The following is a 16,218-nucleotide window of genomic DNA, read 5'->3' as shown; positions in this document are numbered from 1 at the left end:
CGGGGCCAGAAAGTGGGTTTACACAGCCGGGGTCGTGACCAATCCCAGCTCTGATGCGTTCACCAGCAGACGGTGATGCGGAAGAACCCGAACCGTGTAGCCGACCGATCCCGAAACCGGAAGCGCTACTTCGGCTTCGAAGATCTCGATGCCGTCCTCCGAACCGAAATGTGTCATCGGGAAGGTGACCACATCGGTCAGTTCCTCACCCGGAGTGACGCGTCCGATGACGGCCTGCACCTCGACGTCTGTCACCGACAAATCACCGAGACGAACCTGCGCCTTCAGCGAGAGGGTCGCACCGATTTCCGGGGTATCCGGCAACCCGGAACCGTCAACCTGCACAACGCTCACGGACGGCCACTGCGATTCGATCCGCCGACGGAACTCGGCAACCTCACGCGCTCCGGCGTAGTTGTCCGCCACCACAGCCCGAGCAGATTCTGCCGACGGCGCGTAGTACTGCACTGCGTAGTCACGAACCATGCGTGACGCCAACACCTTCGGGCCCAGATTCTCGAGTGTGTGGCGAACCTTCTCGACCCACCGCGTCGGCAGGTCGGCAGCGTCACGGTCGTAGAACGTGGGCAGCACCGCGTGTTCGAGCAATTCGTAGAGCGCGCTCGCTTCGAGATCGTCACGGCGAACGTCGTCGAGGACGCCGTCGGCGGTCGGGATTGCCCAGCCGTTCTCACCGTCGTACATCTCGTCCCACCATCCGTCACGGATGGAGAGGTTGAGTCCGCCGTTCAGTGCAGACTTCATACCGGAAGTTCCACACGCCTCGAGCGGGCGCAGCGGATTGTTCAGCCACACATCGCAACCCCAGTACAGGTAGCGGGCCATCGACATGTCGTAATCCGGCAGGAAGACGATGCGATGACGGACGTCCGCCTCGTCGGCGAACCGCACCACCTGCTGAATGAGCGCCTTGCCACCGTCGTCGGCGGGATGCGACTTTCCGGCCACCACCAACTGCACTGGCCGCTTTTCGTCGAGGAGCATCGCGCGCAGTCGATCGGGGTCGCGCAGCATCAGGGTGAGTCGCTTGTACGTCGGCACGCGCCTGGCAAACCCGACAGTCAACACATTCGGGTCGAAAACTCCACTGGTCCAACCCAGTTCGGCTTCGGTGGCGCCGCGCTCGAGCCACGACGCCTTCACACGTCGACGCACTTCGTTGACGAGTTTGCCGCGCAAGTCGTTGCGCGTTTCCCAGAGTTCGGTGGCGGACAGCTCGTGCAAGCGCTCCCAGCCGCGCGATTCCTCGAGCTGCTCCTGTCCGACGATCCGGCGGGCGACGTTCATCCATTCCGGCGCCGCCCAGGTGGGCGCATGGACACCGTTGGTCACCGAGCCGATCGGAACCTCGTCAGCGTCGAATCCCGGCCAGAGACCGTTGAACATGTCGCGACTGACGATGCCGTGCAGCTTCGACACACCGTTGGCGCGCTGGCCCAGTCGAAGGCCCATATGCGCCATGTTGAAGATCGACGGATCCGATTCGCGGCCCATGCCGACGATGCGATCGACCGTCAGGCCGGGAAGAAGCGTCGATTCGTTCTCGCCGTTGGAACCGCCGAAGTAGTGGCGAACCAGATCTGCCGGGAAGCGGTCGATTCCGGCGGGCACCGGAGTGTGGGTCGTGAAGACGGTACCGGCGCGTACAGCCGCCAACGCCGAATCGAAATCCAGCCCGCTGGTGGTGACAAGTTCACGAATTCGTTCGATACCGAGGAAACCGGCGTGGCCCTCGTTCATGTGGAACACCTCGGGATCGGGCAATCCGTATGCCGCGGTGTACGCCCGAACTGCACGTACGCCACCGATACCCGCAAGGATTTCCTGCTTGATGCGGTGATCCTGATCGCCGCCGTACAGCCGGTCGGTCACGCCGCGGAGATCGGGATCGTTCTCAGCGATGTCCGAATCGAGGAGAAGCAGGGGCACCCGGCCGACCTGCGCGATCCACACCCGCGACCGGAGAACTCGCCCACCGGGCATCGCGACGTGGATCACTACCGGCGAACCGTCGTCGGACGACGGGCCGGCATCCGTCAGCAAACGCAGAGGCAACCCCTGCGGATCGTGGGGTGGGTAGTGCTCGGCCTGCCACCCGTCGGCTGTCAGGGACTGGCGGAAGTAGCCGGATCGATAGAGCAGCCCGACACCGATCAGCGGCAGTCCCAGATCCGATGCGGCCTTGAGATGATCGCCGGCCAGAATTCCCAGGCCACCCGAGTAGTTCGGCAGGACTTCGCTGACGCCGAATTCCATGGAGAAGTACGCAATTCCCCCAGCCAGCGACACCCCCTTTGCCTGCTGCGACTGGTACCAGCGCGGAGTGCTCAGGTAGCTGTCGAGATCGGCGGCTGCGGTGTCGAGGTCAGCGAGGAAGTCGTCGTCGCTGCTGAGCTCGTCGAGTCGGGCGGGATCGACCTCTCCGAGCATTCGAACCGGATCGAACTGAACTGCTTGCCAGAGTTCAGGGTCCAGGCGCGAGAACAGATCCTGAGTCTCGGGATGCCAGGACCAACGCAAGTTGGTGGACAAGGGGCCGAGCGCTGCAAGGCGCTCCGGAAGGTGGGCTCGGACAGTGAACCGACGCAAGGCTTTCACCCCGCGAACCCTAGTCGAGTTGAACCACCGTGTCCGCTGGAGCGACGACAAGGCGCTGTACCCACTACGGTTGAACTCGGCCACACCAGTAACACTCCACCATCAGAAATGGAGCTTCCCGTGACAGGACGCCTCGGTATCGACGACGTGGTACCCGCGATCTCGGGTAACTATCCAGCCAAGGCCGTAGTGGGTGAAGTGTTTCCCGTACACGCCACGGTATGGCGAGAGGGCCACGACGCAGTTGCGACCACCCTCACCGTGCGCGGACCCCGCGGAACCAAACCGATACGCATCCAGATGGACCCGGGCAGCGAACCGGACACCGTCGACGCTGTATTCGTTCCGTCCACCGAGGGACTCTGGACGTTCCGGATCGAAGCGTGGAGTGATCCGGTCGCAACCTGGAAGCACGCCGTCGAAGCCAAACTGTCCGTCGGGCAAGGCCCGGCAGAGCTTGCCAACGACCTCGAGATCGGCGCGCGACTCTTCGAGCGCGCCGCCCAGGAACAGCCCCGCGCCAACCGCTCGAAGCTGGAGGCGGTGACGGCGTCGCTGCGCAGCACCGCGCCGGTGACAGCCCGGGTCGCCCCGGCATTTGCGTCGGACGTCGCCGAGTTGCTCCGCGCGCATCCCCTGCGCGAGTTGGTCACCAAGGGCGAACCGCACAACGTGCTGGTCGACCGCAACCGAGCACTTTTCGGTTCGTGGTACGAGTTCTTCCCCCGCTCCACCGGCGGCTGGGACGAGAACGGGGTGCCGAAGCACGGCACGTTCAAGACCGCGTCGGAGGATCTACCGCGCATTGCCGCAATGGGTTTCGATGTTGTCTACCTGCCGCCGATTCACCCGATCGGTGAGATCAATCGCAAGGGCCGCAACAACACGCTCACTCCCGAACCCGGGGATGTCGGATCGCCATGGGCCATCGGCTCCGCCGAAGGTGGGCACGACGCAGTCCATCCGGAACTCGGAACGCTCAAGGATTTCAAGGCGTTCGTGTCGCGGGCACGCAAACTCGACCTCGAAGTGGCACTCGACCTCGCACTGCAATGTGCACCCGATCATCCTTGGGCAGCAAAGCATCCCGAGTGGTTCACTGTTCTGCCCGACGGCACCATCGCCTACGCGGAGAACCCGCCGAAGAAGTACCAGGACATCTATCCGATCAACTTCGACATCGACCCGGACGGGTTGGACAAGGAAATCCTGCGCGTCGTTCGCCACTGGATCAACGCGGGGGTCAAGATCTTTCGCGTCGACAACCCCCACACCAAGCCGCCCAACTTCTGGGAAAAGCTGATCTCCGAAGTCAAGAAATCCGATCCGGACGTTCTCTTCCTGGCCGAGGCGTTCACCCGGCCTGCCCGCATGTACGGCCTGGCCCGACGCGGCTTCACACAGTCGTACACGTACTTCACGTGGCGCGTCGCAAAGTGGGAACTGACGGAATTCGGCAACGAACTCGCAGCCAAAGCCGACGAGGCGCGCCCCAATCTCTTCGTGAACACCCCGGACATCCTGCACGAGTCGCTACAGCACGGCGGACCCGGAATGTTCGCGCTGCGGGCAGCTCTCGCCGCAACACTCGCACCGACGTGGGGCGTCTACTCGGGGTACGAACTCTACGAGCACCAGGCGGTGCGTCCCGGTAGCGAAGAGTATCTGGACTCGGAGAAGTACGAACTACGTCCGCGCCGGTTCGCGGAAGCCGCTACGCGCGGCGAATCCCTCGAACCCTGGATCACCACGCTGAACCGGATCCGCCGCGCGCACCCCGCTCTGCAACAACTCCGCAACCTGCATTTCCACCACATCGACAACGACGCGATCATCGCCTACTCGAAGTTCGATCCGATCACCGGCGACGCCGTACTCACCGTCATCAACCTCAATCCGTTTGCCGCGGAAGAGGGAACGATCTGGCTGGACATGCCGGCACTCGGGCGCGAATGGCACGACCACATGAGCGTGCTCGACGAAGTCAGCGGCGAGCAATATCAGTGGGGCCAAGCAAATTTCGTTCGCCTAGAGCCGTGGCGGTCCGTCGCCCACATTCTTGCGCTACCGCCAGTTCCCTACCCCGCCAGAACTTCCCTGGCATACCGCGGAGGTAAATGATGGTCGCCGAACTGCCTGCCGGGGTTGCTCCAGCGCCCCACGATCTGGAATTGCTTGCCCGCGGCGAACACCACGATCCGCACAGCGTCCTCGGCGCGCACGCACACCCCGACGGAACAGTGCTGCGTACCCTTCGGCCACACGCCGAGTCGGTCGACGCCGTCATCGGCGGAAAGGCCTTTCCCCTCCACCACATTTCGGGTGGGGTCTTCGCCGCACTGGTCCCCTACGCCGAACTCATGGACTACCGGTACTCGGTCACCTACCCGGGTGGGCATACCGTCGTTGTTGCCGATCCGTACCGATTCCTCCCCACGCTCGGCGAACTTGATCTCCATCTCTTCGGCGAGGGTCGGCACGAACGCCTGTGGGATATTCTCGGCGCCCACCCGCGCAGCTACGAAACGCCGGACGGCGTAGTCGAGGGAACCTCGTTTGCGGTGTGGGCGCCCGCCGCCCGCGGCGTCACCGTCATCGGCGACTTCGACGGCTGGGGTGGGCAATTCGCGCCCATGCGCGTCCTCGGTTCGACAGGAGTCTGGGAACTGTTCCTGCCCGGAATCACAGCAGGTGAACTGTACAAGTTCCGCGTCCACGGGCGAGACGGTTCGGTAGCGGACAAGGCCGACCCTATGGCCTTCGCCACCGAGGTACCGCCGGCGACGGCGTCACGCGTGAGTACCAGTTCCCACATCTGGCACGACGCCGACTGGCTCGAGGCTCGTGCCCACATCGACCCAGCGCAGTCACCGATGAGTGTGTACGAAGTGCATCTCGGATCCTGGCGCCCTGGCCTCGACTACCGGCAGATGGCCGAGCAACTCGCGCAGTACGTCACCGAAACCGGGTTCACACACGTCGAATTGCTCCCAGTCGCCGAGCACCCGTTCGGCGGTTCCTGGGGATATCAGGTCACGTCGTACTACGCTCCGACCGCACGATTCGGGACACCCGACGATTTCCGCTGGTTTGTCGATCACCTCCATGCCGCCGGCATCGGTGTCCTCGTCGACTGGGTTCCCGCTCACTTCCCCAAGGACGAGTGGGCACTGGCCCGCTTCGACGGCACACCGCTCTACGAACATGCCGATCCGCAGCGCGGCGAGCAGTTGGACTGGGGTACATACGTATTCGACTTCGGTCGACGCGAGGTCCGCAACTTCCTCGTCGCCAACGCACTGTTCTGGCTCGACGAATTCCACATCGACGGCCTACGCGTCGATGCTGTCGCATCGATGCTCTACCTGGATTACTCCCGCCCGGAAGGTGGCTGGACTCCCAACATTCACGGTGGCCGAGAGAACCTGGAAGCAGTTGCGTTCCTTCAGGAGATGAACGCCACCGTCCACAAGAAGCACCGTGGCGTTGTCACCGTTGCGGAGGAATCAACCGCGTGGCCTGGAGTCACCCGCGCGACCAATGTGGGCGGTCTCGGATTCAACATGAAATGGAACATGGGGTGGATGCACGACACCCTGGGATTCCTGGGCCGCGACCCCGTCCACCGCACGTACCACCATCACGAGATCACCTTCTCGCTGATGTACGCGTGGAGCGAGAACTACCTACTGCCCATCAGCCACGACGAGGTCGTCCACGGCAAGGGAACCTTGTGGACACGTATGCCCGGCAACGATTTCGCGAAAGCCGCGGGGCTTCGCGCTCTCCTCGCGTACATGTGGGCGCACCCGGGTAAGCAGCTTCTGTTCATGGGCCAGGAGTTCGGCCAGACGGCCGAGTGGTCCGAAGAACGAGGCCTCGACTGGTGGCAACTCGACGACCCGAACACCGGCAATCTCCACCGCGGCGCGATGCAGCTGGTCAGCGATCTCAACTCTGCATACCGCCGGCATCCGGCAATGTGGACCCTGGACACCTCGCCTGGCGGGTATTCGTGGATCGACGCCAACGACACCGAGAACAACGTCCTGAGTTTTCTGCGTTACGGTACTGACGGCTCGATTGTCGCCTGCCTCTTCAACTTCTCGGGCAGCGAACACTCGAGCTACCGCGTCGGGCTACCGGAGCCCGGCCGATGGGTGGAAATCCTCAACACCGATGCGCAGACGTACGGCGGCTCGGGGGTGGGCAACCTCGGTGCGGTCACAGCGACGTCGCAGTCGTGGCACGGTCGGCCGGCGTCAGCTCAGGTCGCACTTCCCGCCAACGGTGCGATATGGATCAGTCTGGAGCGTTGATGGTGGGCCGGCGAGCAGCACTAGTCACTTCGTCGTTGTTGGCAACTGCTGCCGTGTTGTCCGGCTGTTCGCAGACCTCCAGTGGCCAGGCCGTCTCGATCTACCACGACCCTTTCCGCGTTGCCGGCCTCGACGCGTCGTCCGGTCCTAGTGGCCTGCGACCCGGTGCGCCCGACGCCGAACGCGACATCGTCGGCACCGACGGCGGTTCCATCGACGCACTCGCCGCCAACGCGATCACCGACATCGAAACCTTTTGGAACACGCAGTATCCGACACTGTTCAACGAGCCGTTCCAACCCGTCGACACGCTGATCTCGTGGGATCCCACCGAATCGAACGGCCCGGACTTCTGCGAAGAGACCACAGAAGACCTCATCAACGCCGGCTACTGCAGCCTCGACCACACCATCGGCTGGGATCGCGAACTTCTCCTTCCCGAGGTGCAGGAAAAGTTCGGGGACGTCGCCGTCGCGTTCATCTTCGCGCACGAGTACGGCCATGCCGTCCAGCGCAAAGCCGGAATCGTCAAAGGTGGGTCCGAATCGGCCCTGGTGCGTGAACAACAGGCCGACTGCTTCGGTGGTGCGTTCCTGCGGCACGTTGCCGAGGACAAGGCAGCACACTTCACCATGAATACGTCCGACGGCCTGAACAAGGTGCTCGCCTCTGCGGTCGCTATCCGTGACGACGATCCCAACGATCCCGACTCACACCACGGTTCCGCGTTCGAACGCGTCACCGCAACACAGATCGGGTTCACCGACGGCGCGTCTGCCTGCACGCGGATCGACCAGGAAGAAATCGAATCCCGACGGGCTGAACTGCCCCAGCAATTCGACTCCGAAGACGATTCAGGAGAACTTCCCGTCACCGAGGAAACGCTGCAGGAGTTCCTGACGACGTTCCAGTCGGTCTTCGAATTGGAGAATCCGCCGACAGTCACCTTCACCGGCGCGGACACCGGATGCGCCGACGCCGTCGCCACCGAACCGGTCTCGTTCTGCCCCTCGACCAACACCATCGGCATCAACGTCGACGAGTTGGCGGAACGCGGAACACCGGGACGGGTCGGTCGACGCGAATTGATGCAGACCGACATCACCGGCGACTACAACGCATACGTACTGCTCGCGTCGCGGTACACCCTCGCGATGCAGCAGCAACGTGGTCAGGCACTCGACACACCACAGACCGCGCTGCGGGCGGCGTGCTTGGCCGGAGTGATCACAGCCGCACTGAGCCCCTCCAATGCAGCCGAGTCCGGAGCACAGGTCACCCTGTCGCCCGGCGACCTCGACGAGGCCGTCTCCGGCTTGTTGACGGACGGGTTGGCTGCCAGTGACGTCAACGGCGACACCGTCCCGAGCGGCTTCGCCCGGGTCGACGCCTTCCGTACCGGTGTGTTGGGTGGGCAGGTGTCCTGCGACAGCCGCTATACGGAGTAGCGGCCGTAGTAGGCCTAGTAGAGCGCTGCCGCCAGTTTGCGGCGGGCTGCCATCACCATGGGCTCGGCGGGATCGAACAATTCGAAGAGTTCGAGCAGACGCGTCCGCGCCGCGGCCTTGTCGTCACCTGCACTGCGTGACACGACGCCGATGAGGCGAGCAAAAGCTGCTTCCGGTTGCTGTCCGGCCATCTCCAGGTCCGCTGCCGCGAACTGCAGTTCGGCATTCGACGGATCTGCGTCGGCCGCCGCCACGGCGTCGGGTTCGGTGTTCTGGGCACGCGCCATGAACTTGACCTGGCGAACAGCGTTGAGGGCCTCGGCGTTGGTCGGCTCGGCGTCGAGAATCACCTGGTATGCCGCAATGGCACCGTCGAGATCACCGGCGTCGAGGGCGGTTTCGGCAGCAACGAATCGTGGATCTTCCACTTCTGGTTCGTCGCGCTCAGCAGTCGGAACGGGACCGCTGAGCTTGCCGGCGGTAGCTTGCAGAACGGCGGCAAACCACTGAGTCAACTGCTCTTCGGGCTGTGCACCCTGGAAATCTGCCAACGGCTGACCGGCGGCAACGGCAACAACCGTCGGCACCGACTGGATTCCGAAGGCCTGCGCGATCTGGGGGCTGACATCGACGTCGACGTTCGCAAGAATCCACTGACCACCTGCCTGCGCGGCCAATCGCTCCAGCACCTCGGTGAAGACGACAGACGGCTCGTACGCGCGCCCACCGAGGTTGACGATCACCGGCACCTGGCTCGACTTGACCAGAACTTCGGCCTCGAAGTTCGCTTCCGTCACCTCGATGACAAACCCATTGGCAGCAGAAACGGCCCCATCGCCGCTGGGATTACGCGGAGGTGGGGCCGTGGCCCGCTCTTTGAGAGCGGACAAGTCGACTGCGCCGCTCATAGCGGCTGCAACTGCTGACGAACGCGCTGGGGGCCTGGATCCTGGTCGAGTCACAAGTCCCAGTTTGTCACGAGTTGCCGGAACCTTCGAAGAGGCCTACTTCACTTAAGCGAGCGCGGGGTCCGCAGCGGCTGTGTTCACCTTGGACAGTTCCGCCAACTTGCCTGTGCGCGCGGCCCACGCCTCGAAAACAATCGTGCCGAACGGCGGGATGCTGGCAAACAGTGCCCAGAACGTGGTGACCAGGTTCCACTTCAACTGCTTTGCAGTCCAGAGCGCAACCAGGATGTAGATGACGAACACAGCACCGTGGAAGGGACCGAAGATCTTGACGCCTGCCACCATTCCCTCTTCGGGGATGTACTTGAAGGCCATTCCGACCAACAGTCCGAGCCATGTGAAGGCCTCGAGGACGGCAATGAAACGGAACCGCTTTGCGGTGGTACTGAGATCGAAGACGTTCGCCATGAACCCCATTGTGCCCGAACAACTACGACGCCCCGTAGTGGTGTGAGGAATACCACGAGGCGTCGTAGAGCGAACTGAGGTGTTCAGGTGTATTTAGACTCTCAGGCCTTGGGTACGCGGACGATCAGGGCGTCGCCCTGCCCGCCGCCGCCGCACAGTGCGGCCGCGCCGATGCCGCCGCCGCGGCGCGCCAACTCGAGTGCCAGGTGCAGCGCGATCCGGGCACCGGACATCCCCAGGGGATGCCCGACGGCGATGGCGCCGCCGTTGACGTTCACCTTCGCCGGATCGAGGCCGAGCTCACGCGTGGAGGCGATACCGACGGCCGCGAACGCCTCGTTGATCTCGACGAGATCGAGATCGGCGGGGTTGATACCTTCCTTCGCGCAGGCCTTCGCGATGGCCCGCGCCGGCTGGGACTGCAGGGTCGAATCGGGTCCGGCAACCACACCGTGGGCGCCGATCTCCGCGATCCACGCCACACCGAGTTCTTCGGCCTTGGCCTTGCTCATCACGACCACCGCGGCGGCGCCGTCGGAGATCGGCGAGGCGGAGCCGGCGGTGATGGTGCCGTCCTTGCTGAACGCGGGACGCAGTTTGCCGAGGGATTCGACGGTGGTGTCGGCGCGGATGCCCTCGTCCTGCGCGAAGACGATCGGATCGCCCTTGCGCTGCGGGATCGAGACGGGGACGACCTCGTTGTCGAACAGGCCGTCCTTCCAGGCACGGGCGGCGTTCTGGTGCGAGGCCGCGGCAAACGCGTCCTGCTCCGCGCGGGTGATGTGGGTGCCGTCCTGCTGATTGACCTGTTCGGTGAGCAGGCCCATCGCCTGGTCGGTGAAGATGTCGTGCAGGCCGTCGTACGCCATGTGGTCGCGCATCGTGACGTCGCCGTACTTGAACCCTTCGCGACTTTTTTCGAGCATGTGCGGTGCGCGGGACATCGATTCCTGCCCGCCGGCGACGACGACGTCGAATTCGCCGGCGCGGATCAGCTGATCGGCCAGGGCGATGGCGTCGACACCGGAGAGGCACACTTTGTTGATGCTCAGGGCGGGAACGCTCATCGGGATGCCCGCGGCGACGGCGGCCTGGCGGGCCGGCATCTGGCCGGCGCCGGCGGTGAGAACCTGACCCATGATGACGTACTCGACCTGCTCCGGGGCGACACCGGCCTTGTCCAGGGCGCCCTTGATGGCGATGCCACCGAGATCGGACCCGGACAGGTCCTTCAACGAACCCATGAGTCGACCCATCGGGGTACGGGCTCCGGCAACAATCACAGAACTGGTCACGATTTCCTCCGGCTGCAAAAAGAGACATAGTCTTCGGGCGCACGTGGTTTACGAGCCAAGTCACATCCCGACGTGTACTACTTAAACGGTAGCGCTACCGTGAACGGTATGACACAGACCTCCCCCAGTCCCGCTCTCGCAGCGTTGTCCTCCGACCTCGTCGTCGCCATCGACCACGTCGGAATTGCCGTTCCCGACCTCGATGTCGCCATCGCGTGGTACACCCAGCACCTGGGCATGGTCTCGACCCACGAAGAGGTCAACGAAGCACAAGGTGTGCGCGAAGCCATGCTCTCCGTCGTCGGTGCGCCCGCCGGCTCCACGGCCGTTCAGTTGCTCGCACCGCTCGACGAGAACTCGACTATCGCCAAGTTCATCGACCGTAGCGGCCCCGGACTGCAGCAGCTCGCTTACCGCGTCACCGACATCGAAGCTATTTCCGACGAGCTCCGTGCACGCGGCGTCCGGTTGCTCTACGACGCACCGAGGCGCGGCACCGCGAACTCACGCATCAACTTCATCCACCCGAAGGACGCCGGCGGTGTACTCGTCGAACTGGTCGAACCGGCCGCGTCGCACTAGTAGGCCCGACTCCTGCAGATATGCCAGGTAGATTGTCGCCATGGCATACGAGCAGGACCGCGGTTCCATTCAACTTCCGTTTCAGATCGCACGGAAGGGATACGACCGCGACGAGGTACGCAACTACTTCGAGCGATTCGACGTAGAACTGCGTGTGACGGCTGCGGATCGCGATGCCGCAGCCGCGCAAGCCCGTGACCTTGCCAAGCAGTTGGACGATGCCCGCGACGACATCGACGATCTCCGTAAGGACGTCGACCGCCTGTCCGTTCCACCCACCACTGCGGAGGGCATGAGCGATCGCATCAGCCGCATGCTCCGACTGGCATCCGACGAAGCATCCGAGGTTCGTGCGAAGGCCGAGGCCGACGCAGCAGAGATGACCTCCATCGCCGAACAGGACGGCGCCCGCCTACGCGGGCACTACGAGTCGTTGATCGCGGAGCTCGACGACCGTCGCAACGCGATGGAAACCATGCACGAGCAGACCATGTTGCAGGCCAAGACCGAAGCGGCACGCATCGTCGAAGCCGCGCAGGCCGAGCGCGACCGTCTGGCCGCCGAATCCGAGGCGAAGCGAACTCAGATTCGCGAAGATTTCGACATCTCGATGGCCGAACGACGCGCCAAGGTTGTTGCCGCAGTCGACGAACTCGAAGCATCAAGCAAGGCAGAAGCCGAACGACGATTGACCGACGCCACGCGCGAAGCGCAGCGTCGTCTACAGGCTGCGACAGATCAGTCCGAGCGAAAGATCGCTCACGCCAAGGAACTTGCCGAAGAACTGCGCGTTCTACGTGGACGCATCCTTGCGCAACTCCTGGGAATCCGAGGTCAGCTCGATTCGGTGCCCGCGATGCTCGCGTCCGTCAACCGTGAGAGCGAATTGCTCGACGCCCCGACCACTCCGCCGTCCTCGGAATTCACCGACGACGAGTACGAGGAAACGAGCTACACAGAATCCGAACCGGAAACTGACGACTCGGATGACATCGAAGACACCAACACAGCCGAAATCGACACCCGCGAGGTCGAACAGCGGGCGCAGTCCCGAAACTGATCCGTCACGACCACCTTCTGGTCAGGCCGCGGGTGCCGCGGCCTGACCAGCATCCGGTATGCCAATGCCGACGCTCCGCAGCCCCACCGGGCTCCGACGGCCACGTCACCACATGCGCAACTCCCGGCCTGATGTCGTGGTCACAGCCGGGGCATCGATAGAACTTCGTGGCATTGGCTCCCGGAATCGGCCGAACCATGTACAGCTCGCCGCCCGGACCGGGCTCCTCCCGGACCACTGCCCCGCCAAAAAGCACACCACGCGGTTCATCCGAAACCGGACCTCGTCGACTGTCAGTACGGCGAGATTGTTTCGGCATCGGTTTGCGGCGAGGCATTAGAAAAGCCGGAACTCGGTGCTCTCGGTCCCACGCAACGCCTCGTAGTCGAGGACAAGGCAGCGAATCCCGCGGTCGGTTGCCAAAGTCTTGGCCTGCGGCTTGATCTGTTGCGCCGCAAACACTCCCGTTACCGGAGCGAGCAGCGGATCACGGTTGAGCAATTCGAGATAGCGCGTCAGCTGCTCGACACCGTCGATCTCCCCGCGACGCTTGATCTCGACGGCAACCGAAGCACCATCGGCATCACGAACCAGAAGATCGACCGGCCCGATAGCCGTCATGTATTCGCGTCGTACCAAGGTGTAGCCCTTACCCAGCGTTTCGACATGCTCTGCGAGAAGCTCTTGCAGGTGCGCCTCGACGCCATCCTTGATCAAACCAGGATCGATACCGAGTTCGTACGACGAATCATGTTCGACCTCTTCGAGGGTGATCCGCAGCTCTTCGCCGGCCTTGTTGGTCACGACCCACAGAATGTCGTCGCTGTCACCGGTGGTCTCGACCAACCAGCACGGCGGACTCATCCAGTTGAGCGGCTTATACGCCCGGTCATCGGCATGGATGCTGACGGAACCGTCCGCTTTGACCAACAGAAGGCGTCTGGCGGTAGGGAGATGGGAGGTCAATCGACCTACGTAGTCGACACGGCAACGAGCAATAACTAAGCGCACTGCACCACCCTAAGGGATCGGTGCGACTAGTCTCGACACACTATGCAGCCCAGCAATGTCCCGAGCGCGCCCCTAGGGTCGTGGCTGCTCGGATCCACAGACGAGAGTCCCCGCCGACGACGCGTTCGCGTCCAAGCCCTCCTCACTGCTCCGCTCCTGGTCACCAATCTGATCGGGTCCGCACTGGCCGTCGTTCTCATCGGAGTTGTTGTTCCAGGCCCGAGCATCATGCGATCGGAGTTCGCGTGGATCAACTTCATCGCAGTGCCGATATTCACTGGGTGTGTCTTCGTCGTCGGGTTGCTCTGGGGAACGACACGCCTCATCCATGATCTTCGCTGGGCAACGGACAACGTCCCGCCGACACCTGAGAATCAACGCGCCGCGCTGCGCGGACCATGGCGATTGACCAGAGTTCAAGCCATCCTGTGGACGGTGGCATTGGCCACGTTCACCACGATGTACGGGATCGTCGACGCCAACACCATCCCGAAAGTGTTGTTCACCATAGCTTTCAGCGGAATCACGACCTGCGCGTTCTGCTATCTCCTCAGCGAGTTCGCACTTCGTCCCATCGCAGCCCGCGCCCTCGAATCCGGGACACCCCGCAAATCCGCGGTGCTCGGCATCACGGGGCGCACCATCCTGGTCTGGATGCTCGGCAGTGGAGTCCCTGTCACCGGTCTGATGTTGATCGCGATCTTCAGCTTCATCCGTCCAGCCTCCGGGCAAGCTCTCGCAATCGCCATCCTCGTAATCGGCGGAATCACCCTGTGCGTCGGACTCGGGCTGACCTATATCAACATTCGATCGGCTGCGGCGCCGATCCGATCCGTACGGCGAGGCATGGAGCAAGTCACCCGCGGCGATCTGAGTGCTCACGTCGTTGTCTACGACGGTACCGAATTGGGCTTGCTCCAAACCGGTTTCAATCGTATGGCGGAAGGACTTCGGGAGCGTGAACGCATTCGCGACCTGTTCGGACGACACGTCGGGCATGAGGTTGCAGCCAACGCGATGCGTCAGAATCCCGAACTCGGCGGCGAGGAACGTGATGTATCGGTTCTCTTCGTCGACGTGATCGGCTCCACCACGATCGCCTCGACAAACACTCCAACCGCCGTTGTCGCACTCCTCAACAGGTTCTTCGACGTCATCGTCGACGAGGTCGACGGGCACGGCGGATTTGTCAACAAGTTCGAGGGCGACGCAGCACTTGCCATCTTCGGTGCGCCGAACCGGATCGACGACCACGCGGGCAGCGCACTCGCAGCTGCCAGACAGATCCAGATCCGTCTGTGCGCCGAAGTGCCTGAAATCAATGCCGGCATCGGCGTCGCGTCAGGTATCGCAGTTGCCGGAAATGTCGGTGCGCGTGAAAGATTCGAGTACACCGTGATCGGTGATCCTGTGAACGAGGCAGCCCGTCTCTCCGAGGTGGCCAAGACCGTACCGGGAAATCTGGCAGCGTCAGGCCGCGCTGTTGCGGCGGCACACAACAGCGAAGCCGACCAGTGGCAGATCACCGACAGCATCACACTGCGCGGTCGCCTCGAAGAGACAGAACTTGCGATTCCTCGTGAGCCGGCGGAAGGCCTCGTATCAACCCCTGTTCCGCCGACGGACTGAATCCGGTTACGAGCCGAAAATGTCCCCGAGTTGATTCAGTATCGACGTTGACGGATCGGGTTCTGGGGATACCGGGCTGACCGTACTGTCACCACTGGCGATGTTGAACTGACCGACGGTGGACACCGACTTCGCGGGCGTAACACCGAGGCAGGTGTAAATACCGCTACCGCCATTCGAGCTCGGCCAGATCTTGGCTCCCGACGACGGGTTGTCGTTGCCGAACGACACCTTCGAATACTTCACGCTCACATCCGGAATGTCGCCACACGTCTTGATCCCGGAGAACTTCTCGATGAAACCGATAGTCGTGCTCTTCAGTCCACCGAATGCGGCCGGAGTGGACCATGACCCCATCTTTGTGACCACTCCGGTGGAATCATTGGTAATCGTTCCCGACCATGTTGTTGCCATCGCCGACGAACCCGACTTCATGACGTCGAAGGAATATGCCGTTCCACGCGAATAGGGAACATCAATCGCACACGTGACACCATTGCCCCCGTCAGCGCCCGACCGCCATTCCGAAGACAGCGGCACACCACCGGCACCGAACAGCGAGAAACGGACACCGGCGGTGCCGTTCGGGGTCTCCACAGCAACCGTGTAGTGGAAACTGTCGATCGTTTCAACCGGCGTGCGGGGAGTCACGTCGTAGGAGATGAAATGCTGCGGGTTGCCAGCGGGTATCGACGACGCCCCAGGCGCGGCAGCACTCGCCACCCCGACGATTTGAGAAACTATTTCAGAATTCTCGAATATTTCCAGCCAATTCAGACATATAAGTACATTCGACTGTTCTATTTGCAATTAATGAATAGATATATCCGAATTCTTACATTCGATTACAAAACTACAATTGTCTTTATGTGAGCTTTA

General features: G+C 62.7%; 13 protein-coding genes. 6 read left to right on the top strand and 7 right to left on the bottom strand.

Translation table 11 applies throughout. The annotated features are described in order from the left end of the window. Positions 1-18: 18 nt before the first annotated feature. Positions 19-2,619, bottom strand: a complete 2,601-nt coding sequence (gene glgP / locus RG2_RS08695; protein WP_033232719.1) for an alpha-glucan family phosphorylase — start codon at positions 2,617-2,619, stop codon at positions 19-21. Positions 2,620-2,739: 120 nt separating this feature from the next. On the opposite strand from glgP, the gene RG2_RS08690 reads away from it, so the two are divergent. The 3 genes from RG2_RS08690 to RG2_RS08680 are packed head-to-tail and all read left to right on the top strand — an operon-like array spanning position 2,740 to position 8,386. Further along, the gene (locus tag RG2_RS08690) at positions 2,740-4,740 is read left to right on the top strand and encodes a maltotransferase domain-containing protein (protein ID WP_033233156.1); all 2,001 of its coding nucleotides are present in this window, start codon (positions 2,740-2,742) and stop codon (positions 4,738-4,740) included. Beyond that, a complete protein-coding gene (glgB, locus tag RG2_RS08685) occupies positions 4,740-6,938 on the top strand; it encodes a 1,4-alpha-glucan branching protein GlgB (RefSeq protein ID WP_033232717.1) in 2,199 nt (732 codons plus the stop codon). Before RG2_RS08690 ends, glgB begins: the two co-directional genes overlap by 1 nt. After that, on the top strand, positions 6,938-8,386 hold the full coding sequence (locus tag RG2_RS08680) for a neutral zinc metallopeptidase (RefSeq protein ID WP_033232715.1): 1,449 nt from the start codon (positions 6,938-6,940) through the stop codon (positions 8,384-8,386). The genes glgB and RG2_RS08680 overlap by 1 nt, the downstream gene beginning before the upstream one ends. Positions 8,387-8,400: 14 nt before the next feature. Here RG2_RS08680 and RG2_RS08675 read toward each other — a convergent pair whose 3' ends face one another. The 3 genes from RG2_RS08675 to RG2_RS08665 all read right to left on the bottom strand — a co-directional run bounded on the left by RG2_RS08675 (position 8,401) and on the right by RG2_RS08665 (position 11,057). Further along, complete coding sequence (locus RG2_RS08675; RefSeq protein WP_033232713.1) at positions 8,401-9,294, bottom strand: tetratricopeptide repeat protein; 894 nt, start codon at positions 9,292-9,294, stop codon at positions 8,401-8,403. Positions 9,295-9,399: 105 nt separating this feature from the next. After that, entirely contained in the window at positions 9,400-9,762 is a 363-nt protein-coding gene (locus tag RG2_RS08670; protein ID WP_033233155.1) for a DUF3817 domain-containing protein, read from the bottom strand. Between the two features lie 101 nt (positions 9,763-9,863). Then, positions 9,864-11,057 (bottom strand): acetyl-CoA C-acetyltransferase, encoded by a 1,194-nt coding sequence (locus tag RG2_RS08665; RefSeq protein ID WP_072782436.1) that lies wholly within the window; start codon positions 11,055-11,057, stop codon positions 9,864-9,866. 108 nt (positions 11,058-11,165) lie between these two features. Here RG2_RS08665 and mce point away from each other — a divergent pair, with 108 nt between their 5' ends. Beyond that, complete coding sequence (gene mce / locus RG2_RS08660) at positions 11,166-11,639, top strand: methylmalonyl-CoA epimerase (protein WP_033237402.1); 474 nt, start codon at positions 11,166-11,168, stop codon at positions 11,637-11,639. A 40-nt stretch (positions 11,640-11,679) separates the two neighbouring features. After that, the gene (locus tag RG2_RS08655) at positions 11,680-12,699 is read left to right on the top strand and encodes a hypothetical protein (protein WP_033237401.1); all 1,020 of its coding nucleotides are present in this window, start codon (positions 11,680-11,682) and stop codon (positions 12,697-12,699) included. A gap of 4 nt (positions 12,700-12,703) precedes the next feature. Here RG2_RS08655 and RG2_RS32240 read toward each other — a convergent pair whose 3' ends face one another. Both RG2_RS32240 and nucS read right to left on the bottom strand, forming a co-directional pair. Continuing rightward, positions 12,704-13,036, bottom strand: coding sequence for an Rv1322 family protein (locus RG2_RS32240; RefSeq protein WP_080711916.1), 333 nt, complete (start codon positions 13,034-13,036; stop codon positions 12,704-12,706). Next, the gene (nucS, locus tag RG2_RS08645; RefSeq protein ID WP_033237400.1) at positions 13,036-13,710 is read right to left on the bottom strand and encodes an endonuclease NucS; all 675 of its coding nucleotides are present in this window, start codon (positions 13,708-13,710) and stop codon (positions 13,036-13,038) included. The genes RG2_RS32240 and nucS overlap by 1 nt, the downstream gene beginning before the upstream one ends. A 42-nt stretch (positions 13,711-13,752) precedes the next feature. Between nucS and RG2_RS08640 the strand changes: the two genes are divergently transcribed. Further along, the gene (locus RG2_RS08640; RefSeq protein WP_033237399.1) at positions 13,753-15,339 is read left to right on the top strand and encodes an adenylate/guanylate cyclase domain-containing protein; all 1,587 of its coding nucleotides are present in this window, start codon (positions 13,753-13,755) and stop codon (positions 15,337-15,339) included. A 6-nt stretch (positions 15,340-15,345) separates the two neighbouring features. On the opposite strand, the gene RG2_RS08635 is transcribed toward RG2_RS08640, so the two are convergent. Further along, positions 15,346-16,062, bottom strand: a complete 717-nt coding sequence (locus RG2_RS08635) for a hypothetical protein (RefSeq protein ID WP_051730857.1) — start codon at positions 16,060-16,062, stop codon at positions 15,346-15,348. Positions 16,063-16,218 lie beyond the last annotated feature (156 nt).

The sequence above is a fragment of the Rhodococcus globerulus NBRC 14531 genome (assembly GCF_001894805.1).
Lineage (GTDB): Bacteria > Actinomycetota > Actinomycetes > Mycobacteriales > Mycobacteriaceae > Rhodococcus_F > Rhodococcus_F globerula.
This window is presented reverse-complemented; position numbering and strand designations above follow the sequence as displayed.

Bases quoted from the DNA above. Each gene is read 5' to 3' on its own strand.
- glgB (WP_033232717.1), top strand. From the start codon at position 4,740: ATGGTCGCCGAACTGCCTGCCGGGGTTGCTCCAGCGCCCCACGATCTG.
- RG2_RS08680 (WP_033232715.1), top strand. From the start codon at position 6,938: ATGGTGGGCCGGCGAGCAGCACTAGTCACTTCGTCGTTGTTGGCAACT.
- RG2_RS08675 (WP_033232713.1), bottom strand. From the start codon at position 9,294: ATGAGCGGCGCAGTCGACTTGTCCGCTCTCAAAGAGCGGGCCACGGCC.
- RG2_RS08670 (WP_033233155.1), bottom strand. From the start codon at position 9,762: ATGGCGAACGTCTTCGATCTCAGTACCACCGCAAAGCGGTTCCGTTTC.
- mce (WP_033237402.1), top strand. From the start codon at position 11,166: ATGACACAGACCTCCCCCAGTCCCGCTCTCGCAGCGTTGTCCTCCGAC.
- RG2_RS08655 (WP_033237401.1), top strand. From the start codon at position 11,680: ATGGCATACGAGCAGGACCGCGGTTCCATTCAACTTCCGTTTCAGATC.
- RG2_RS32240 (WP_080711916.1), bottom strand. From the start codon at position 13,036: ATGCCTCGCCGCAAACCGATGCCGAAACAATCTCGCCGTACTGACAGT.
- RG2_RS08640 (WP_033237399.1), top strand. From the start codon at position 13,753: ATGCAGCCCAGCAATGTCCCGAGCGCGCCCCTAGGGTCGTGGCTGCTC.